The organism is Spirosoma endbachense (assembly GCF_010233585.1).
Taxonomy (GTDB): Bacteria; Bacteroidota; Bacteroidia; order Cytophagales; family Spirosomataceae; genus Spirosoma; species Spirosoma endbachense.
On record NZ_CP045997.1, the window covers coordinates 8,538,605 to 8,560,345 of the forward strand.

Here is a 21,741-nt window from a genome sequence, read left to right on the forward strand (position 1 = left end):
TTTTAGCTCATACATCATATATCTTTTAAGTAATCCAAAATAGTTTTTGGCGCCTGAACGTGAATGGCCCGAATCCCTAACTCTAGAGCCGCCCGGATATTCGCGGCATTATCGTCAAAGAAAGCTGTTTCTTCGGCGACTAATCCCGCTTTTGCCAGAACGTGCTGATAAATTTCGGGAGACGGTTTGGCCAGCCGGACTTCATAGGAATAAAATACTTGCTCGAAGAGTTCCTCAAGCGTTGGCTGATTCATTTCCGAAAGCACGTGGTTGACCTGACGGATATGAATCGGACTCGTATTACTTAACAGAAAAAGCCGGCAATTCTGCTTCAGTTCTTTAATGCGTTCGATACGTTCGACCGGCAGGTCGAGTAATACCGTATTCCAGGCTGTATCAATAACCTCATCGGCCCAGGAGTCATTTTTTAGCACCTGACGGACATGAGTCCGGAAAGCGTTGTCATCGACAAGACCTGTTTCGTACTTATTCAGGATATCGTACTGCTTCCAGATAGCCTGTACTTCAGTTTCAGGCAAGTTGGCAAGCATCGCAAAGTTGCGGACGGGAGCAGTCAGGTCAATCGGGATAATAACGTCGCCGAGGTCGAATATGAGATTTTTGAGCGTTGAGGTATTATTTCCAGAATTCATTCGCAGCCGGAGGTAAATGTTAGCTAAACCGGAAGCCAAAGATAACTATCCTGCCAACGAAATCTAGTTGATTGCCTTTAATCCAATGAATAGGAGAAGAACGGCCTTGTCTGTGATTGAAAATCCAGCTTAAAGAAATTAGCCTTCTTACGACTTAACGTATAACCAGTTTCTGAATTAACTGAGGTCGGTCCAGCGTTTGAGATTGCTTGCTTAACAGACAGCCCCGTTAGATGCATCTAACGGGGCTGTCTGTTAAGCAAGCAGCTCTTCTTTAAAGATAATCAACGATACGGCGGCCAATAATACCACTTTGTAGCTCTCGACGCAGAACCGCCCGACGACGGCGTGGGTGCGTTGATACATACATAGCGCGCATCTTTAGCGTAAAACTCGCTATCATATAGAGCCCAAATAAGGCTCCCAGAATCAATAGCGACTGTGTATTGGTGATGTTCCGATGGAGCAAAAAGAATAGAAGTGTATTCAGTAACGAGGCTCCACAAAGTACGGCTGTTGCCTGTGCGTGTGATAGACCATTGTCTAACAGAATATGGTGCATGTGGTTTCGATCAGCCGAGAAAGGCGACCGCCGAGCCAGAATACGTACCAGAAACACGCGTAGGGTATCGAAAATAGGCACAATCAGAATAACGATAGCAATGATTGGCGCATTGAAAAAGGCCGTTGGTTCAAATCGGTATGACGCATTAAGACTGACAAAACGCACCGCGAAGAACGCCAGCATAAAACCGATAATTAATGAGCCCGTGTTGCCCATGAAAATCTTACTGGTCTTCGAAAAATTGAACCGTAAAAAGCCTAGTAATGCACCAGTCAAAGTAAATGCCAGACAAGCCATTGTGAAGTGATTCGTCAGTAAGAACCAGGTTCCAAATGTTCCGCTGGCAATCGTTGCAATGCCTCCAGCCAGCCCATCAATACCGTCGATGAGGTTGATGGCATTGGTCAGAGCGATAAAAATGAAGCAGGTAAGCAGAATACTGATAATCTCTTCGATATGGTGGAAACCCATAATCCCGTACAAATAATCGACTTTCAGATCACCGAAGAAGATCAGGATCATGGCTGCCAGAATCTGAAAGAGAATCTTTTTATTGGGATCAATACCGACCAAATCGTCTTTAATCCCAATAAAAAAAAGGATAGTCATGCCTGCCACAGACAAGTCCGTTCGGTACACATCGGTCTGATCAATACTAGGCCATAGAAAATAAGCGATCAGGATGGCTGCGAAAATAGCAATACCGCCAAAGGTTGGCGTAGGCGTCGTATGTGACCGTCGTTCACCGGGTTTCTCCATGAGCGATTTTAACTCAGAGATTTTAATGACAACCGGAATTGACACAACTGCAACGAAGCAGGCAACTAAAAATGATAAGATGCACTGATACAAGCCAAGCTTGAACAGTTCATCATCAAATTTATTTAGTAGATAGGCAATTAACAAATCAAGATTCATAAGGCTTTTAAGTTAGGCGATTAGATCACCGATTGGACCCTTTAGTAGAGCAGTTTACCAGACAAAGCCCATTCAAGTATAACGTGTGGACAACATTTACGCGCAAAACGATGTGCAGAGTATTCAGAATCTGTGTAAAAATCAATTCTTTACCTAAGAAGGCAAGTATAATTTGAGCGAACGGTTCTATGTACTACTTTATGGTGGTGCCAGGCAGTGCTGGTGGTTTAGTAATATACTGCCTGAGTTTTCGTAGAGGTTTTAGCCATAGCGTAAAAAAATAAGGGGTTAATCCGTTTAATTCCCAGGCTATCCGGTCTTCACGGTTAGCACGAAGCCGATTCTTCAGACTACTATTACTGATTCCGCCAGCTCGCATAACAATTGTAACTTCATCCATGTAAGCAAGTTTGGCCTTATTTTTGTGAATGAACCTCAAGAGCAATTCGTAGTCAGCAGCACTCTTCATATCCAGCCTGAAGAGGCCATGTTGCTCGTACAGCCATCGCTTTGCAAAGAACGATAGATGACCGGGCATCCAGCCCCATAAAAAAGCATTCTCATGGTACCAACCTGATCGCCAGTAACGTTTAAGTTTCTGAATATCAGTTCGGTCGACGTAAATCATGTCACCGTAAACAGCATCACTGCCCGTACGTTCAAAGGTAGTGACCATGTGCTCAATTACCTGATTGTGCCGATAGAAATCGTCGGCATTGAGCAGACCTATCACCTCACCAGTAGCCATCTGTATGCCTTTATTCATGGCATCGTATAAGCCTTTGTCTGGTTCAGAGATAAATCGTGCAATTTTTGTACCATACGAGCGAACAAGCTCAATGGTCCCATCCGTTGAGCCTCCATCCACAACAATGTACTCAATGTCGTTATAGGTTTGGTTCAGGATTGATTCGATACAGTCCCGGATGTGTTCGGCTCCATTGAACACAACCGTAATGATAGATACTTTCACGCAGTGATGTCTCGTTTTCGAACCCAAACGGCCGGGTTCCCCTGATAAATTCCGTACGCATCCAGCGAACGCGTTGCTACCGAGTTAACCGCCAGCACCGAATGAGAATGGCAGTGAACGCCTGGGCAGACAACAGCTTTAGCACCAATCCAAACACCATCATCGAGCGTAATTGGCCGGGCTGTCAGATCGAAGGTCGGCCGACGGTAGTTATGGTTTCCTGTTAAAAGCATAGCGCCCTGCGAAAGGCAGGCATGGTCGCCGATAATGACCTGGCTTAAATTGTCAATCCATACCTTCTCCCCAATCCAGACGTGGTTACCCACCTGAAGTAACCAGGGGTATTTGATATTGACCGCCGGTTTAATCACAACCCCAATACCCAGTTTTGCCCCAAATAGCTTCAAAATGAGCCGTTTAATAGCAATAGGAAGTGGCAAATAAGTATTTAACGTAATTGCATTAACAAGAAACCACAGAACGATTTTCCAGCGAGGGCCCGGTTTATACCAACTAATGTCATAAATCGATAGGTCCGTACGGCCGACCGCCTGTTCAGGGTCGGTTGTTTGGGCTAAGGTCTTTGCCATAGTGTGTTCGGAAAAATTGAATAATCGCCTGCTTGTCGCGCCCTGCATGGAAGTAGACTTCAAACATTTTAGCGTCTACCAGAAACCGGTACCAAAGTCCTTGCAAAAAGTGCCAGATCAGGCCTTTCTGACCATCTAAGAAACCTAACCGAACAAAGTATCGATAGAAAAAATACAAAAATGGCCGGGTAAACAAGGGTAATGAAGCATATTGTATTTTTAAGTACCGGATACGTTGTTCCTGCGATCCAAACAACTTTGGTTCTACACGTTGGGTTTTGTCAAAATTATACTTAATATTAAGTAAATCAATGACTTCGCGAATGGCATAATTATTATGTTTTTGTGTCCACCAGGTCAAATCGTTAAGATTGTGGTCTACTAAGTCATGCTGAAACTGAATAGATTTTCCCTGTGATAACTTGATATGCTCATCCATCCAGGTTTCCTCACAAATACCTTGTTGGCGTCGCCAAAGTCTAAGCAACCAAATTGGATAATAAGAACCATGCCGTATCCATTTGTCAAAAAACAAAACTCGTCGTTTAACATATATGCCCGAGATGTCTTCCGATAAAGTTACCAGACGCTGGTTGATTTCTTCCGCTAGCTCTGGTAAAACATACTCGTCGGCATCCATCCGCATGAGCCAGGCCGTCTTAAACGGCGTATTATCAATTCCGTAGTTGAATTGTATGGCATAATTGACCCAGGGATTTTGTACAACGGTTGCCCCCAGCGAACGCGCAATCTCAACGGTTCGATCCGTTGAAAAGGAGTCAACAATGAATACTTTATCGGTAAACGGATGCAGGCTCTGCAAACACCGGGCAATATGTTTCTCTTCGTTGTGTGTTAGAATAATGACTGATACGTCGGCCATGCCCAAGTAATACGTCTGTTAAAATAGCTTTAGAAAGCATCTTTCGATACCGAAATCCGATTATTTTTACGAGAACGTTTTTGTACTGATTCGTACTGCAATACTATCACTTTTTTTAGACAGGAAAAAGCTAATGAAGTTCCTCTACCCCTGCCTTGTATTGTTTTTATGCTATTTTACCGCTTCGGCTCAGGTAAATTTTGATCAATTACCACGAGACCTTCAACTTTACCCCAGAGATGCGGCAGGCCAGGCCGATGTAGTAGTTAGTGGAACAATAGTTACTGCTGGCTATACAAAAGTTGGCATGCAGATGCTTCGTGAAGGAAAATTGTCGAAAGTAGTTAGTCAGACATTTATTTCCGGCACTAACACGCCATTTAAACTAACTGGTTCCATTAAAGCGGAACGAGCCGAGTATCAGTTTCGGGTATTTCTCTATAAAGGCCCTGATTCAGTGCTCGTTGCCGATCGGAAGCGTATCGTCTGTGGCGATGTTTATCTACTGCATGGCCAATCCAATGCGTTGGCTTTGGCAGGGCTTGATACCTATTACGCCTTTAATTTCGACGATAAATACCTTCGAAACGCCACCTATGTATACGGATCAACGGATATTCCCAACGATATGAGCTGGTATGCGGCCAAAGACCCGTATGGTAGCGTAGGTGGCTTTGGTCTTACACTCCAGCGGTTAATTCTGGAGCAGTATGGTATTCCAACACTTGTGCTGAACGGAGCCTATGGAGGAACCGGAATTGTGGCCCTTGGTGCACGCAATCCAGCCAATCACGCCGATCTGAGTACTTTTTATGGGCGATTACTATTTCGGGCACAGTGGGCCGGTGTCGATAAAAAAGTGAAAGCGATTATCTGGAAACAGGGCGAGGATGAGGCTGGTAATGACCCCGCAGGTTACGATGCCAAGTTTAAAACGCTTTATGATCAGTTCCATGAAGACTATGGAAATGCCCGGATATACGTTGGTCAGATCAATATTCTGGCCGATAAAGTTGAGGGAGCTGCTGCCCTGCGTGACTTTCAGCGACGGACAAAATACCTGTTTCCCAATGTCGACGCCATTGCTACCATTGGGGCAAGCGGTTACGACGGTATTCACTATGATCCGCCAGGACACCAGCAATTGGCCTTTGAGCAGTTCCGGCAGATAGCACGTGATCTCTATGGCTCCAAAGACACCCTTCAGATTAATTCGCCAGACATTAAAAAGGCATTTTATAATCTACGGAAAGACTCGATTACACTAGCTTTCGACAACGAAATGCAGATGGTCTGGAAAGATACAGCCTACTACAACTTTGCAACTGGAGAGAAGTTGGGTAGCCGGGAAATGAAAGATCTTTTTTATCTGGATGGTAAAGCTGGACTTCTTTCGGGCGGTTCTACCAGCGGCAATCGCGTAACGCTAAGTCTTAAACAACCCGCATCGGCGAAATTCCTGCGCTATTTGCCTGCCTACTTTTCCGATGCCTTATCGCCATTTTATAATGGGCCAACACTCAAAAATACGCGGGGAATGCGGGCTTTTAGTTTTGATGGAGTTCCCATTGCCGATGCGATCGCAACCGTAACAACGCTGGCCGCTAAACCCGTTTCTGACAAGCAAATTCAGCTTAGCTGGACCGCAGCGGCCGCAGCGCAGACCATTATTCTGGAACGAAGTGACGGGAATAGAACCACTTTTAAGAGTCTCACAGCCTTGAGTGGAACCACAGTAACATACCTTGATAATAATCTGCCCGATCCGTTCGGTACTTATTATTACCGCTTGCGGGCCTATAGCAGTACGTCAGAATCAGGCTATAGCAATATGGCTGTTTCACAACCACTCATATTGGGCCTGGCTGAAGCCGAACCACCTGTTCGGTTATATCCGAACCCCATCTCAACGGACCGTACGCTACGAATCGAAGCTAAAAACCTGACAATCAGCATCGTCTCTGTGAGAGATGTGATGGGCAGATTAGTGAAAGACTGGCGTGGTAGGGCGCAGGGTGAATTATCGATTGGGCTGGACGAAGCTGCTCCGGGTATTTATATTGCTGACCTGGAAACAACCGATGGTCAGACACTTCGTCATAAGATTGTGGTGCGTTGATTAAATGGAGCGTTGCTTTACGCTGGATTGCGTAGTTTTGTGATCAACAACCTATTTAACAATTTATGCGCCTTGTGATTCTGACGCAGGACGATCCGTTCTACCTCGCCCGAAATATTGATTATCTGCTGAAAAAACTGCCACCTTATGCTGAAGTTGTAGCAACGGTGGTATTCGACGTATCGCCATTTGGGAAGCGGGAGAGTTTTAAGGATAAAATCAAAAAGACATACGACATATTTGGTCTGCCATTTTTTCTTCGGTACGGATTTAAGTTCGTGTCGTCTAAACTGGACAGTCGGAATAATGTCAGAAAAGTGCTGGCAGATCGGGGTATTCCGCTGATTCAGATCGAAGGGAATATCAATAAAGACGAAAATCTGGAAAAAATCCGGGCCTATAAACCCGATTTGCTGGTGTCTATTGCTGGTAATCAAATCTTTAAGCGTAAGTTGCTTGATGTGGCTACCTACGGTTGCATTAACCTCCATACGGCTCTTTTACCCAAATATAGGGGCCTTATGCCCTCGTTCTGGGTATTGAAAAACGGGGAATCCCATACGGGTGTATCGGTTTTCTTTGTGGATGAGGGAATCGACAGCGGACCAATTCTGGTTCAGAATAAGCTGGAAATTGGCGGAATGAGCCAGGCCGCATTAATTGACGTTACGAAAAAAATGGGCATGGATGCTATCCTGGAATCCATCGACAAAATTCACTCAGGCAAGTACGAGCTGATCGAAAATGATGCTGCTCAGATGACCTATTTTACGTTCCCAACCCGCAATGACGTTAAAGAATTTCTCGCGGCTGGAAAGCGTTTTTACTAATTTCAGCCGTCAATTGTTGGCCAATAGCCGCTGCAAACGTAAAGTTGCCAGTAGTTTTATTGACTGATTCGGATCGGCTATTGATCTTTATGAATATCCTGACATTTGATATAGAAGAGTGGTTTCATATTCTGGATAATGCGTCGACACGGACCGAAGCTGAATGGGGTCGTTACGAAACGCGCATATACGAAAATATGGACCGTATCTTCCAGCTTTTAGAGGAGACAAACAGCCGGGCCACGTTTTTTTGCTTAGGCTGGGTGGCCGATAAACACCCAGACGTTATTCGCCGGATTGATGCAGCGGGCTACGAAATTGCTACCCACTCCTATGCGCATCAGCTTGCCTATGAGCAAACACCGGCTGAATTTCAGTCCGATCTGGAACGGTCTATCAAGCACTTGCAGGATATTACGGGCAAGAAGGTTCGATCGTACCGGGCTCCGGGTTTTTCGATTAAAGAATATAATCGCTGGGTGTTCCCGATTTTAGTAGAGCAGGGTATCGAAATTGACTGCTCCGTTTTCTCGGCCCGTCGCGCACACGGTGGCGATGCGTCCCTGGGCATGTTTTCGCCGGGTTATCTTAATGTAGGCGGCACCTTACTGAAGGAATTCCCCATCAATACGGCGGCAATTCTGGGGCAGGATCTGATTTTTTCGGGTGGTGGCTACTTCCGGTTACTTCCCTACCGGGCAATTCGTGGACTAATGAATCGATCGCCCTATGTGATGACGTATTTTCACCCCCGCGATTTTGATGCTGAACAGCCAATGATTCCAGGCCTGAGCCGGGCCCGGCGATTCAAATCATACTACGGTCTCAAAAACTGCCTGCCTAAGCTCAAACAACTCCTTATCGAGTTTCCATTCGTTGATTTGACAGAGGCCGACCGGCAGGTAGACTGGACTAAGGTAGCTCAGAAACAGGTGACGGTTTAAGTTGTACATCAACCAGCGGTTGCTTTCTGATCAGCTGTTGATAGATGGCCTCCCACTTGTAGATGTTCTTCTCAATATCAAATTCTTCGACTAGTTTAGCGGCATTGGCTCGATACATAGCATAGGTATCGTCGTCCAGATCTGCCATTTTGTTGAGCGTTTCAGCCAGCGGCTTAACTTCATTGGATGACCAGAAACCAGCCTGACGATCGTTCAGGATTTTCCAGGGCGTTCCGAGCGATGCGATAACGGGCGTTCCCTGCGTCAGTGCCTCGGTGACGACAATACCGAAGTTTTCGGTATGCGAAGGCATCACCATGCAGTAGGCATTGGCCATCAGCTGGTATTTCTCCTCTCCTCGTTTATGTCCCAGAAAATCAACCTGATCGCTGCATCCCAATTGCCTGGCCAACGCTACCAGTTCATTCCCATAGTCATTCTTATGGTCGCCTATAATCTTTAGGCGCTTTTTAGTCGTAACTAAAGGCAGTGCTTCTATTAATCGTTCAATTGCTTTTTTAGGGTGAATCCGACCTACATACAGCCAATAATTTTCGGGTGTTCGCTGAAGGGTATCCGTTAATTCCATGAAATAAGGCATCTGGACAATGCGCACATCGGAGCCAAATTGATTCCGTACATAATCGGTTTCAGCGTCGCAGGTTGAATGAAAAACAACCCGTTTGCTCATCCACCGGATCAATTTCAGCACGACCTGTTTTCGGCCTTTGCTATAGATCATCGCATCAGGGTCGAGTTCGCCATGAGGTGTCCAAACGATCTTCTTTCCCAGTAAAATGGCCAGTGGAGCCAACAGCCACGAAATGGGGTAATACATCGCGGAGAGGTGAATGACTTCACAACTCAATAGCGGCTTTAATGAGGCCAGAAATAATTTAACCGGCGCATAATGGATTGCAGTCTTTACATAAATAACCTTGCCGTAGTCTGTATTTAACCACTTATCTGTTGCTACATCACTCCCGACTCCATCATCCGTTGTTGCTACCCAAACCTCATGACCCCGTTTGACTAATGCCTTGGCATGCCAATACATAATGTTATCAGGGCCGCCGATCTGAGCAGGATAAAAGGAACCGATGGGGAGAAAGATCTTCATTGACCAGAGAAAAAATTAAGATAAAACGGGTGTGTTTTGATTCGTTAAGACGACCCGTTTGAAACCATCGAGCATTTCCTGACCAACGGCTTCGGGTGAATAAGGAGCAATATAATGCTTAGCCGCTTCGCCCAGTTGCTCACTATCGACCGCGTCGTTCATGAACTGGGCGAGCAGTTTTGTCAATTGAGCGGGCTGATTAGGGTCAAAAACGAAGCCGTTCCGGCCGTCATGAACTAAGTCGATAACGCAGCCACACCGATCTGATACAATAACAGGCAAACCACAGGCCATTGCTTCGTTGACGACAAGCCCCCAGGGTTCAGAGCGACTTGGCAGAACCAGTACATCACTCAGAGCCATTACTTCAGGCACCTGAAACCAGGGACGTCCGGGCAGAAGCTTTGCTTTACCGGTTAGGCCCAGAGTGTCTATTTGCCTGACTAATTTATCCCGTTCATCGCCATCACCGAGTATAATCAAACCCCAGTCAGCCGCGTGCGGAGATTGCGCCAACGCGTCAGAATAGGCCGACAAGAGCATGGGGAGGTTCTTGAATTCGATCAATCGGCCAATGAAAATGAAATTTTTTTGGCGTAATCCCAGCTCTTTCTGTTGGGCAGCGCGGGTAAATAGAGCCTGCTCGTAAACCAACCGAAGTGTATTATTATCGACCGCGTTTTTTCGGACCAGCACCCGATCGGGTGGAACGCCCAGTCCGATCATGTAGTCAGCCGATTGGCTACCAAAACAGAAGAATCCATCACATCGACTAAATACCCATCGTTTGAAGCGCTCTTTCCAGCCACCTCGCTGGTGGTCGACGGCCGTACTTTCATTTTGCATGATAACACGAACCCCATTGGCATTCGCCCAGAATAAGAGCAGAAGTTGCGCCGGATCGTAATAGCCGGTCAGGTTAATAACGTCTGGACGATAGGCTTTTGCCCGTTGTAGCAAGGCACGGGCTCGCTCGAAAAGACTGACATCTTCGAGAAAACGATCGAAAAGCAACTCGTAGTTATAGGTATACGACGGTGCATTCCCATCCGTCTCTGCTTCCAGACCAGCGCGCGAACGTTCATTACGGGCTATCTGGATAACCTGTACAGTTACATCCGGCTGTTGGTCGACTAACCGTTGTAAGGCTTGAAACACACTGGATTTATAGTGTGCCCAGAGGATATTATGAACAATCAGAATGCGCATCAGGCCGACTGAGCGTTTGGAACGACAACAAATTGCTCACTTTCCTTAACCGGCGGATGGTCGGATAGATAAGCAGGGAATAAATGCTCGACGCCCATAAATCGAATCATGAGGGCGAGAGGGAACCAAAAGGCAATTTCATACGGTCGCCCATTAGTGAACAACATGACAAAAATGAGCATGTAGAAATAGGCCAGAAACGTGCTCATTGGGTTCGGGTTCGTCCGCATGATTTTCTGGACATGATAGAATGTCATGCCATTAACCCCCGCAAAAAGCACAAAACCCAGTACCCCCAGATTTGTAAGGGCTTCAACAATGGGTATATCGAGATATAAATACTTATAGCCGAATCCTAAAATGAGCATATAGATATGGCCAACCAGAACATTTGTCAGGAAGTTTGCGCTAACTGAGCGGTTAGCCGCCGATGCATCGAGCGTTGCTTTGTAAGCTACTCCTTTTGCCTTCAGGCCCAGCAGGGCGTATATATTCTCAAGATTTCGCTCCGCAAAGGCGAGTACGTAGCTGTAAAGAATTCCGTAGGTATCGCTAAATCGCTGGAAAAATATAACAATACCGACGATTCCGAGAATAATGGTTATGATGGGTATCGGACGAAAAATACCCCGAACTGCCATGCGTACCTGTGCTGGACGGACATTATAAAACATAAAGAATGCCAGTGCAATGAGTAAGGCCAGAATACCGGAACGGGTTTGAGTTAGTATCAGAATGGCAAGACTTAAAACACCCGAAAACAAGGAAATCAGGCGAAAAAGAAGCCCGGTTTGGGGCCGTAGTGCCCAAATAACGCAGGCCACCACGCCCATAAACGCATTCCGGGCGAAGGCATGTGGGTTGCCAGATCCATCATCACTGTCTCCCAGCGTAATCGTTGCCCGTTGGCCAATAACCCAGGTAGGATTCGTTGCCAGCGAATAAACAAGGCCCAGATTTGATATAAGTGTAAATAAAATGACGACCGGAATGAACACCCGGACAATATCATTCGGAATGTTGATCAGCAGAAAAAGGAAAATGAAAACGTAGGCGTAGTAGATCATGTCTTTGGTGTAATCCTTAAAACCCGGATCGCCCATATAGACATACATGTAGAAAATACTAAGCAGGATAAAGCCAACGCCCATCCAGAACATTGTGACGTTAGGTCGATACAAGCGCCTGAACAGGGTAAACGGCACCATCAAAACTAAACCTCCGGCCAGTGCAGCCGCCGTGAAAGCCGTACTGCCGGGTGCCAGTTTCAGTGTTTCCCGGAAGAAGAAAATGAGTGGGTACCCATCCACTAGAATGCAGATACCCAACACAATGCGCATGTAGTCGAGCGTCTGCAACAAACGAATAAAACCGCTCATAGATACTGTATGGTTTATAATTTACTGATGGCAGAAAACCGTTTAAATTCCTGTAACCAGCAAATGGTGAATGACAACTCAGAAACTATTTCTGGTTAGCCCGGCGCAACTGTAGCCGATGCCGAACGTAACCAAACTCACCCTGCAATGCAAAGGTCAACAATTTACGTAACCGGCAATACCGATGCCAGAATGATTCTCCCAGCGAACTTTGTAGCTGAGTCCGGTATTTTTCCTTGACCACTTGATGTTCTGAAAGGCCAACACTACGGATAGTCGACGATTTTGCATTGGGCTGAACGCGAAATCCTCCCCAGAAGCCATCAACGTGCCGGAATCGAACACCCGCCTGAACCCCCAGACGAGAGACAATCTCATAATCGATCACAAAGCGAAGGCTCTCATCCAGTAAGCCAAACTGGTTCAGGCGTTCCCGTTTGATAAAGAGCGACTGATTAAAAACCTGCATTCCCTCATAAATCTGGCATTCAACACAAAACTCGGGAGCGCGAAGTTCTTCGAGAATAACGTCCTGCTCGTCAGTAATGTACATATCACCAAAAAAAACATCCGTTTCCGGCGCTTTCCGCCAGGCATCAGCTACACGGATAAAAGCGTTGGGCGCAAATACATCATCAGAATTTTGAAAGGCCACATAGTCGCCCGTTGCCATCCGAAAGCCTTTATTGATCGCATCCGTTTGCCCCCGGTCTTTCTCGCTTACCCAGCCCGCCAGAAAGGGTTCGTATTTTTTAATAATTTCTAAACTCCCGTCTGTCGAGCCACCATCAATAACAAAATACTCAAGATTCGGATAGTGTTGGTTTAGTACGCTCAGGATCGTACGCTCTAAATAATCGACCTGATTGTAGGAAGGAGTCACAACTGTTAGTTTTGGATAAGATCGGCCATCGTTTGACGTGAGCGGTTGATAAGGCTGCGCAACGAACGAAGAAAGCGAATTATCGGAACGAGTCATGAGTTTACAGGAGTGATTGATAGACAGCAAGGGTTTGGCGAGCCGTTTGTTCACACGAAAAATGGGTTAGCCGCTCCGTGCCTTTCCGACGAAGATCGCCACGTACGCTGTCGTTCATAACAACCTGATCTACAGCATTGGCAATTGACTCATCATCTTCGGGGTCGAAGTAAACGGCTGCGTCGGCAGCGACTTCGGGCAACGAGCTTCTGTTGCTGGCAATGACCGGACAACCTGCACTGAATGCTTCAAGCACAGGAATACCAAACCCTTCATTCAGGGATGGAAAAACAAAAGCCTGCGCGTACTGATAAAGACCAAATAAACTGGCATCGGTGATTGGCCGGTAGTGAACACGTTCACTCAGTCGGGCCGCGTAGAAAGAAGCCTGCTCTTCGGCCGTGAATGCACCACCGCCCGCACAAACGAGATGTAAGTCGGGGTAACGGCTTAATAGTGGCCTGATGGCCCGGAAAAAGACGTTAAAATTTTTGTATAACCCGCGTTTACCGACAAAAAGCAAATAAGGAAATGCGAGTGAACGGGGTGCATGATGCATGGAGTTATCCTTAAAATTAGTGCCCAAATGAATGACACTAATTTTATCAGGCTGTATCGGAAAAAATCGAAGAATTTCCTGCTTAGAGAACTCCGAAACCGAAATAATTCTATCTGCCCGATGCAACAACTGTTTTTTTGCCTCGTATAAGCCTTCGCCAACGTCTGGATAAAGCTTCCCATAGCGTTCGCTGGTAGCATCATGAAACGTTAGTACGAACGGTTTTTTATTGATGGAATTTAAAAAATAGCGATGGTAATACGTTGGATGAAACACATCAAACTGCCCTGACTTAACGCGCTGCAGGCTGTACAGTCGGTTCAGGAGAGAAGCTGCCCGGTTCACATTACGCCAGTGAGCTAGCTGCCGATAGCGCAGATGCCGGCTGAATGACGCCTTATTTAGGTATTCATTATTGGATAAGCGCAGCGAAAGCTCAAATTCAATGTCGGAACGGCTGGAAAACGAACTCATCAAGTCGAAGAAATACCTGGATACTCCTCCATATGTTAGGCCTGTAAAGCATTGATGGTCGTATAAAACGTTCATGAACAAAAATCAGATAGTTTGTATTTTTCTGAGAAAATACGCCTGCAAAAATACAACTTATAGCGATAAAGCCAAGATTATACCTGATTGTCCTAGTCAACGGATCTATCGTAGAACGGGTAACGGCACATTGTCGACAAATTGCGTAATGGCTCGCATGGTATCAACCGTTGCCCGGCGCCAGCCTCTCAGCACCACAGGCTCTGGCTGCTGGCCATAAGCCGGGCCAATAGCTGTCAGAACTGAATTAAGATTAGAGGATACGGCCTTTTTATAGGCTGCAACCAGTAGCGATGCATCAGGTCTGTCGGCCAGTTTCAGCCGGTTTTGATTCGCAAAAAAACCTTCGTCCGGATTATAGAGCCCTTTGGCGTTGATAAACAATAATGGTTCATCGCTATCGCTTACTCTCCAGCTATCAGCTTCCTGCTTTACGTGCCGTTGCGGTAAATTCCACAGTGCAACGTGCCATGCAGCATCTTTTACAATCACAACATGCGGAAAAAAGACAGGCACATGCATTAACCAAATCTGGTCGGTACACAACCCTGTGCAGAAATCGATATACGCTCGTTCTTCGACACGGTCCCGCCACCATGCCAGGAGTCTGTCTGTTTCATCTGACCGACGAAAGGCCAGAAAGTCAGCACTATACAAGCCGATATTCTGAAAGAATTTTTCATCCGGCCAATCCTGCTCTACTTTGGCTGAATCAGCTGGAGATCGGGTAATATGCGGTGTTAGCAGGACATTAGCAGAATTAAGCCGATTCCATACAGGGGTAAGGGCGCTGAAGAATAGCACGTTCGGATCAGCGTACAGTACCATTTCTTCATCTGGAAAACGCCGGAACGCTTCCTCAATGAAGGCGGGCTTACAGGCAGCCGCGAATTCGGTTGGTGTATATTGGGCTGATAGTTTCCCTAATTGCTCCGGTGCCAGCACTTCGCTAGCCGGCCACAACGGGTAAGGCGATTTAAAACCGGCAGGCAAATGAGTGGGGTCATCGGCCAAACCAATAACAACTGGGTGCGTCTTGCTATCAGATGCGTATTTCGCAAAACTTTCACCTAACGCCAGAGCCTGAGGCAGTTGGCGGATTGTACAAATGGTTATCAGCACAGCAGATACAGAACTAATTATTCGAGCACATCGCCAAGAGCCGCCAGATAAGGAGCATACCAGTTGGCGGCAGAATCGGCATATCGTTTATAATTACCTTGCTGAAGGCTATTCAGGACGGGTTTTAGCCGTCGTAGCCTGTCGTGAGGTAAGCAACTACGCATTGTAAAATGAGAAAGCCGCCGATGAAGCTGAGGCAAACCAGGTGCATTAGACGTTACCCGTTGAGCCAGTAAACGGCTAATGGTAGCTAATTTCGCCTGCTTATCGCGCAAGGGTGCCAGTTTTTGGGCGCGGTGTCGGGCAAAACGATCACGCAATCGAACTCGCTCGGGCGGTTCTTCCTGTCGAACACCAACCTGTTGTTGAACGTGAGTTCGGTATAACTGCAGGGGTTGATCGATGAACTGGATTTTGTTGTATGCCGCTGCTACGAGCCCAATCCAGCCATCATAGATATAGCCAGGCACGTCGTCAGGGAAGGGCAATACTTTACTCAGAAAAGTCTTTCGAATAACCGTAGCACATCCCATAACGCGGTTTCCATCCAGCATCACTTCCATCATTTCGCCATTTTTCCAGCGATTCTGGGCCACTTTGTCGAATCGAATCCATGTCCAGAATCGATTCTGCCGGCCCTGCAAATGTTCGTCAGTTACCCAGGCATCGCAAAAGGCAAGCTGATCTTCAGGATGATTGCTCATATACTCAGCCATGACACTGAGCTTATTGGGAAACCAATAATCGTCCTGGTCACAAATGAAGATCAATTCGCCAGTGCATTCTGACAGAACACGCTCAAAATTTTTATTGGACCCTAGCTGAACCTTGTTAACTAAAATTCGCACGGGGAAAGGCGCTTCGGCGGCAAGGCGTTCGAGCAGGGAAACGGTTCCGTCTGTAGATCGGTCATCGCACACAACGACCTCATCGGGCAATTGTTGCTGATCGAGCAGACTTTGCCATTGCGCAGGCAGGTAGGACTCACCATTATAGGTGCACAAGGCAATGGATATAGTCGGTCGAACCGGAGTTTTCATTCTTAACTGTCAAATTTGGTAACCGTACTGAGCAAAAATAGGTCGCCAGTAGTCCGTGCCATGGATGTCCCAGGCATGGCATCCGAACGGTAGTTGCCCATTATTATATTGTTCAACTGCCCGTTGCGGGTAAAATTCAATGGCAAATCGCATCGCTGTGCGGTAATCAGGAATACGTAATAAAGGAAGATATCGATTTACCTCAACGCTCCAAAATATGTCTTCGTTGTATCGATAATCATGGCTTTTTTCATACCTGGCAATTCGACCTTTAAAAACACGCAGCCATCGGAGCATGGCAGGAACTCGCCGTAAAGAAAAACCACCATTGCCAACCCTGTTTAAACTGGTTATTTCTCTGGGTGTTATCCCATCGGGTTTCTTCAGATCAATCAATAGTGCTATTCGTTGCTTCGTTCTGAACCAGACTTCGTCGCCCCAACCTGTATAATCCCGATCCCGTAGCCAGGGAGCCCCAATATAATCGTACCCTTTTTGGCACCAATCCGTCAGTTCATCGCTGAATACAAACGCGTCCAATTGATGAATCAGAATATATTCCAGATCAGTAAAGGCCCTGTAGAAGACGTCAGACAACATCAATTTGTTGTAAGCCTGAATGTCCACGAAAAAACGATCGTCAAACCTTCTTACCTGCAAAATAGGGTATAAATTCTGGTAAAGTGAAATATCGAGCGAATCAGGAGCCGCCAATAAAATTGGGTAGTGACCTAAAACTTTCATGCATTGCTTTAACGCAATTTGCTCATAATCAGTCAGTGAAGATTTATAAACGGGAATGACGACACCGACACTTACCGGACTTTGATGCTTCATACGAGTTTCGGTTGGCCTAATCGCTGCAAGGCAGCATCCTGTACCCATCCATAGGGAAGTTCGGAACAGGGGTGGCCATAATTATTCAGAATAGTAATGCCTTCTCCGCGTTTATAACGACCTGAATAAGGGAGATAATCGACAAAGTCGAATAATTGTCCAAGCAAAATAATACCATTGGCGCCATTTGCATTGGCCATGTGTGCCGGGCCACTGTCGATACCGATAAATAAATGAGCGTTTCGAATTACTTCAGCTGTTTCAAGCAGGCTTAATTGACCGCAGAGATTCCGAAAATTAGGGTGCTCTTCGGTAACAACGGGTTGCAGGCCAATCTCGATAACGGGATAGGGATATGTATCCAACAGCCATCTTACGAGCCGATTCCAGTTTTCTGCGGGCCAGTCACGCATGATATGGCTGGACTGGCAGTGGATGACAATGGGTGACTCCTGAAGGCGTAAGGCAGCCACTCGCTGGCGAATAGCCTCCGGAATATACATTTTCGGATCGGCTGTCATGGCAGGTAAACCCGCGGCTTGCGAAAACATATATAACAAATCGCCACGGTGATAATAGTTATCGAACGTGAGGCCAATCTGGTCGGCCGTCGGGTTAACGGGGTCTTCGGGGCAATATTTACACTTGCGGTGTGAAATATGCATGTTGTAGACTTTATCGAAAATGCCCGTTCGTAATAAATACATGCGTTCACTGGGGCACTTTTCGATCAGGTAACCGTCGAGATCAGGATGGTGTTGAACCAGTTCGACGTATTGCTTCCGAACGAGCCAGATGATATAAGCATTGGAGTGACGCTGGCGAACTTCACGAGCTACGGGCTCACAGGCAATAATATCGCCCATTTGCTCTGACAAAATAATAGCCACCAATGGCCGGTCAGCTGCCTTGTATTTTAGCCAACGTAAGTATAAGTACTTCCACACAACTGACCGGTATTTACCGATAATGTGGATGTATTTATGATAACGGTAAGTCCAAAGTGCCCGTTGGTTCGACCACGAAGCCATATTATTGATTTTCTAACAGCGCAATTAGTTGATTAAATGGGGCATTTAATGCCTTTCTTACCCGTTTATACCGCAATATTTTCGGGGGTTTTATGTAAACACAAGGGTATTGTCGATATAGATCGTTTTGGTTAGTTAATAACCGATTTCGATACAGATCAAACAGCGGTTTTGCATCTGCACGTTCCTTGCCGGGTGTTTCTGATTCTGCAAGACTATACCGCGTCTGGTATTTAGAGACTTCATCAGGCCGATTAGGATTGTAGCCACTATAATGGAAAAACTGCAAAAACTCCGTTTGGTTCACCCGCCACTGCCCATCGGCGTCAGCAGAGAGGTACCGTTCATGCATATTCCAGTAGGCAACATTATAGCCCGGATGACGATCGATCAGAACATTGTCATAATAAACCGGGGCAAAATTAACCCAATGCTGGTCTACGAAAAGACCATTACACAGATCGATCCGGCATTCATAGACTAACCGATCTTTCCACCAGTCAACAAAGGCTTTGGCAGTTGGGTCATTCCGCAGGCCAATGAACCCGAGGTTAAAGATGCCGGTGCTCAAATGATGTTGTTCATTGGGGCGTTCCCAGTCTGGGGTAGGCGAACACGTATGAGGTGTTAACACCAGACTGTATTCTTGCAGATCCTGATTTAATTTTTGCAGCGGCTGATAAACGATAATGTCAGGGTCAAAATAAATAATTTCGGTGACATTCGGGTAGTTTTTAATGAAAAAGTCGATGTAAAATGGTTTAACGGCGGTATTGAGTTCAGTAATATCGTACCGATCGCACATAGCCTCAAAATCGGGGATACCGATCTGATCTACCTCAAGCATCGAATAATCGGGCATAAGTTCAGCGGGTAGATTGGCGACGCTGAGTTTGTCAACCAGACCAATTATGTACTGGTAATCTGGATTTGTAGCTTTTAATGAATCGCCCAGTGTTCGGGCCTGGGCTAGATAATTAACAGAACAGATGGTAAAAGCGAGTGTCATAACTACAGATAGTAAGCCGGTCTGGTAAAAAATGGTTCAGGCTGTTTCTATGCTAGCCCACCGATTGACCGACCGACTTCCCGACTGGTTTAGTGTAAGAAAAATATCGTTTCAACTCATTAATTGGCTTTTCGAACAAATACCACGATAGTGAGGCTACAACCAGCAAGGCCAGCAGGCTAACAAAGCGGTGAGACCAGTAACCTAACGTTAAGGTGAACCCGAAACGGTTAAATACCTTCATTATAAACGGAGTAACAAAACCGGGCACAAGCATGTGAAAAACATAAATACCGTAGCTTATTCGCCCTACATATTGCAACGCCTTGTTGTTAAGCACTTGACCAACAGGCCCTTTAATGCCCATACTAGCCCGAACAATAATGAATAGGGATAGTGCAGCAATAAATAAACGCTGGAACAAAACGACAAGAACATGATCGCCCGGCAAAAACTGTAGCGCAATAAAACCGAGTAAAGACAAAGCAGCCGCAACGGATAATTTTTTCAGAAAATCGGGAAGTGCGTCATGGCGCTCCGTAACAATATAAGCCCACAAAGCACCCAACCCAAAGGCGTCAAAACTCGCAGGGGTCAAAACGCCATCCAGGTTGCCCTGCGTATAGCCGTAACCACGAAATAAGACACCAATAACGATCATACCGGCAATAACCCACCGAAATGAAGATCTTGGCGTCAACAAGACAATCCAGGGCCAGACAAAATACAATTGTTCTTCGACACCAAGTGTCCAGAAAGGCGAAAGAATATCGCCCCAGTTTCCCGTTTTATTCAGTAAAATATTATAGCCGTATAGATAATAGTACAGTGGGTGTTCGTCAACATCCGACGTTTGCGGAAAGGCTAACCAGACAAGCGTAATGGCGAAATAATACAGCGGAAAAATCCGTAGGGCACGCCGAACAAAGAAATTGCGATACGTATCGGCGAGTTTACTCTGGCCCGCCTGAATCCGGTTGCGATTGTCAATCAGAATGCGCGTGATCAGAAAACCACTGATTACAAAAAATACCATCACGCCAATAGTGCCGTTGGGGAGCCGGTTGAATCCTTCGCCAGTTGGAAACCAGTGATAAATGATTACCAACAGAACAGCAAATGTCCGCAGGGAATCTAACTGAGGCATATGGCCAGAAGGAATCTTGGACATTCGGGCGTCTACGGTTTGGCAAATGCTACTCTATCAGCCTGTAGCATCTGCATGATTCTAGGTTAGTTGCTGGAACAAAGTTACAAGAGTTTCAACGCTTTGATGTGCCGGGTGACGTTCGAGTATTTTTTCGCTAAGCCGTTTGCCCATTGCCCGACGCTGTTCTGGATCATTGAGCAAATCCAGGATGCGATTGCTCATGCCATCAAGATCCAGGTAGGGCACCACAAAACCACCGTCTGTTTCAACCAGTTCGGGAGAGCCCCCTGCCCCATCAAAACAAACAACAGGCACTTCACTCAAACCGGCTTCAAACACGACGAGTGGGTATGGATCTTCGCGCGAACAGAGCGCAAAAACATCGAAATGGCTCATGTAGCGCAGTACGTCGGGCGTTGGTGGAATCAGGTGGACGCGTTGTTCCATACCTGCTTTACGAATGTCCAGCAGCAAATCATCACGAAGCGATCCGGGAGGAACGCCAACCCACACAAAATGAATGGATGCCTCAGGCACCCGACCAATTACCTGTCGGGCAAGTGTTACAAATAAATCATTGCCCTTACGCCATTCGGCATTGCCGCATCCTCCAACAATCAGCGCATTGTCGGGTAAACCTAAGGTCTTATAGATAGTCGGTTGCTGGCGGGCATGCTGTACATTTCGCTCGAGTGCCGGGGTGTCGATGAGGGTGAAAAGCGTAATACGGGCAGGGTCGAAGCCATGCTGCTCTTCATAATAGCGTGCGGTTGCCCGCGATACGGCCAGCAGGTGATTGGTTCGGCGCAGCAGGTATGCCAGTTCATCGGGCTGTGTGTACATCCGCACCGACATATCCAGTTCATGAACGAATGTTACGACGGGTGTTTTATCCGGAATGCCTAGCTGACCAAACCAACGACTGCTGGTAACCGTATTGACCAGTACTAAATCTATAGAATCCAACCCCAGACTGGCGCGAATTGCCTGTTGGCGATCCTGCATCTGTTGTTGATAAAACCGATCCCATAAGCCCAGCTTTCCCAGAATTTTATCGGCCACAGCCCCCATAACATATCGATCCGGGGCTGGCCAAATAGTAACCGTACAGATCGAACGGTATTCGTCAAGTAGTGGCCCTCCTTCACCTAGCAACAAATGCATCTGGAAGCCTTCTACTTTCAGAAGTCGCATCAGGTTTAGCAACACAAGTTGCGCCCCGGCACGATTGGCATCATGACCGATTAACAGTAACTTTTTCAGCGTGCGGTTTGTAGTTTAT

At 46.5% G+C, this 21,741-nt stretch carries 20 protein-coding genes; 3 read left to right on the forward strand and 17 right to left on the reverse strand.

Going from position 1 to position 21,741, the window contains the following annotated elements; all coding sequences use genetic code 11:
• Positions 1-14 precede the first annotated feature (14 nt).
• The 5 genes from GJR95_RS34635 to GJR95_RS34655 all read right to left on the reverse strand — a co-directional run bounded on the left by GJR95_RS34635 (position 15) and on the right by GJR95_RS34655 (position 4,582).
• Positions 15-653, reverse strand: a complete 639-nt coding sequence (locus tag GJR95_RS34635; RefSeq protein WP_162390205.1) for an HAD family hydrolase — start codon at positions 651-653, stop codon at positions 15-17.
• A gap of 274 nt (positions 654-927) precedes the next feature.
• The gene (locus tag GJR95_RS34640) at positions 928-2,136 is read right to left on the reverse strand and encodes a glycosyltransferase family 4 protein (RefSeq protein ID WP_162390206.1); all 1,209 of its coding nucleotides are present in this window, start codon (positions 2,134-2,136) and stop codon (positions 928-930) included.
• 193 nt (positions 2,137-2,329) lie between these two features.
• Positions 2,330-3,109 carry a glycosyltransferase family 2 protein gene (locus GJR95_RS34645; RefSeq protein ID WP_162390207.1) on the reverse strand — a complete coding sequence of 260 codons (780 nt, stop codon included), beginning with the start codon at positions 3,107-3,109 and terminating at the stop codon, positions 2,330-2,332.
• Positions 3,106-3,699 carry a WcaF family extracellular polysaccharide biosynthesis acetyltransferase gene (locus GJR95_RS34650; protein ID WP_162390208.1) on the reverse strand — a complete coding sequence of 198 codons (594 nt, stop codon included), beginning with the start codon at positions 3,697-3,699 and terminating at the stop codon, positions 3,106-3,108. Before GJR95_RS34650 ends, GJR95_RS34645 begins: the two co-directional genes overlap by 4 nt.
• The gene (locus GJR95_RS34655; protein WP_162390209.1) at positions 3,665-4,582 is read right to left on the reverse strand and encodes a glycosyltransferase family 2 protein; all 918 of its coding nucleotides are present in this window, start codon (positions 4,580-4,582) and stop codon (positions 3,665-3,667) included. Before GJR95_RS34655 ends, GJR95_RS34650 begins: the two co-directional genes overlap by 35 nt.
• 133 nt (positions 4,583-4,715) lie before the next feature.
• Between GJR95_RS34655 and GJR95_RS34660 the strand changes: the two genes are divergently transcribed.
• The 3 genes from GJR95_RS34660 to GJR95_RS34670 all read left to right on the forward strand — a co-directional run bounded on the left by GJR95_RS34660 (position 4,716) and on the right by GJR95_RS34670 (position 8,475).
• Positions 4,716-6,701 carry a sialate O-acetylesterase gene (locus GJR95_RS34660; protein ID WP_162390210.1) on the forward strand — a complete coding sequence of 662 codons (1,986 nt, stop codon included), beginning with the start codon at positions 4,716-4,718 and terminating at the stop codon, positions 6,699-6,701.
• 65 nt (positions 6,702-6,766) lie between these two features.
• Complete coding sequence (locus GJR95_RS34665) at positions 6,767-7,531, forward strand: methionyl-tRNA formyltransferase (RefSeq protein WP_162390211.1); 765 nt, start codon at positions 6,767-6,769, stop codon at positions 7,529-7,531.
• An 89-nt stretch (positions 7,532-7,620) separates the two neighbouring features.
• Positions 7,621-8,475: a polysaccharide deacetylase family protein gene (locus tag GJR95_RS34670; RefSeq protein ID WP_162390212.1), complete on the forward strand. Its 855-nt coding sequence runs from the start codon at positions 7,621-7,623 to the stop codon at positions 8,473-8,475.
• Here GJR95_RS34670 and GJR95_RS34675 read toward each other — a convergent pair.
• From GJR95_RS34675 to GJR95_RS34730, 12 genes are all read right to left on the reverse strand, one after another.
• Entirely contained in the window at positions 8,444-9,595 is a 1,152-nt protein-coding gene (locus tag GJR95_RS34675) for a glycosyltransferase family 4 protein (RefSeq protein WP_162390213.1), read from the reverse strand. The two genes, GJR95_RS34670 and GJR95_RS34675, sit on opposite strands and share 32 nt — an antisense overlap.
• A 15-nt stretch (positions 9,596-9,610) precedes the next feature.
• Positions 9,611-10,804, reverse strand: coding sequence for a glycosyltransferase (locus GJR95_RS34680; RefSeq protein ID WP_162390214.1), 1,194 nt, complete (start codon positions 10,802-10,804; stop codon positions 9,611-9,613).
• Positions 10,804-12,183, reverse strand: a complete 1,380-nt coding sequence (locus GJR95_RS34685) for a hypothetical protein (RefSeq protein ID WP_162390215.1) — start codon at positions 12,181-12,183, stop codon at positions 10,804-10,806. The genes GJR95_RS34680 and GJR95_RS34685 overlap by 1 nt, the downstream gene beginning before the upstream one ends.
• An 85-nt stretch (positions 12,184-12,268) precedes the next feature.
• Positions 12,269-13,162, reverse strand: coding sequence for a glycosyltransferase family 2 protein (locus GJR95_RS34690; protein ID WP_162390216.1), 894 nt, complete (start codon positions 13,160-13,162; stop codon positions 12,269-12,271).
• Positions 13,163-13,166: 4 nt separating this feature from the next.
• Positions 13,167-14,270 (reverse strand): glycosyltransferase family 4 protein, encoded by a 1,104-nt coding sequence (locus GJR95_RS34695; RefSeq protein ID WP_162390217.1) that lies wholly within the window; start codon positions 14,268-14,270, stop codon positions 13,167-13,169.
• A 105-nt stretch (positions 14,271-14,375) separates the two neighbouring features.
• Positions 14,376-15,392, reverse strand: a complete 1,017-nt coding sequence (locus GJR95_RS34700; protein WP_162390218.1) for a hypothetical protein — start codon at positions 15,390-15,392, stop codon at positions 14,376-14,378.
• Positions 15,393-15,409: 17 nt separating this feature from the next.
• Positions 15,410-16,432, reverse strand: a complete 1,023-nt coding sequence (locus GJR95_RS34705; RefSeq protein ID WP_162390219.1) for a glycosyltransferase family 2 protein — start codon at positions 16,430-16,432, stop codon at positions 15,410-15,412.
• 9 nt (positions 16,433-16,441) lie between these two features.
• Positions 16,442-17,269, reverse strand: a complete 828-nt coding sequence (locus GJR95_RS34710; RefSeq protein WP_162390220.1) for a DUF5672 family protein — start codon at positions 17,267-17,269, stop codon at positions 16,442-16,444.
• Entirely contained in the window at positions 17,266-18,300 is a 1,035-nt protein-coding gene (locus GJR95_RS34715; protein ID WP_162390221.1) for a glycosyltransferase family 9 protein, read from the reverse strand. The genes GJR95_RS34710 and GJR95_RS34715 overlap by 4 nt, the downstream gene beginning before the upstream one ends.
• Before the next feature lies 1 nt (position 18,301).
• A complete protein-coding gene (locus GJR95_RS34720; protein ID WP_162390222.1) occupies positions 18,302-19,309 on the reverse strand; it encodes a glycosyltransferase family protein in 1,008 nt (335 codons plus the stop codon).
• A 52-nt stretch (positions 19,310-19,361) separates the two neighbouring features.
• A complete protein-coding gene (locus tag GJR95_RS34725; RefSeq protein WP_232540961.1) occupies positions 19,362-20,480 on the reverse strand; it encodes an acyltransferase family protein in 1,119 nt (372 codons plus the stop codon).
• Positions 20,481-20,537: 57 nt separating this feature from the next.
• A complete protein-coding gene (locus tag GJR95_RS34730) occupies positions 20,538-21,668 on the reverse strand; it encodes a glycosyltransferase family 4 protein (RefSeq protein ID WP_232540962.1) in 1,131 nt (376 codons plus the stop codon).
• Between the last annotated feature and the right edge of the window lie 73 nt (positions 21,669-21,741).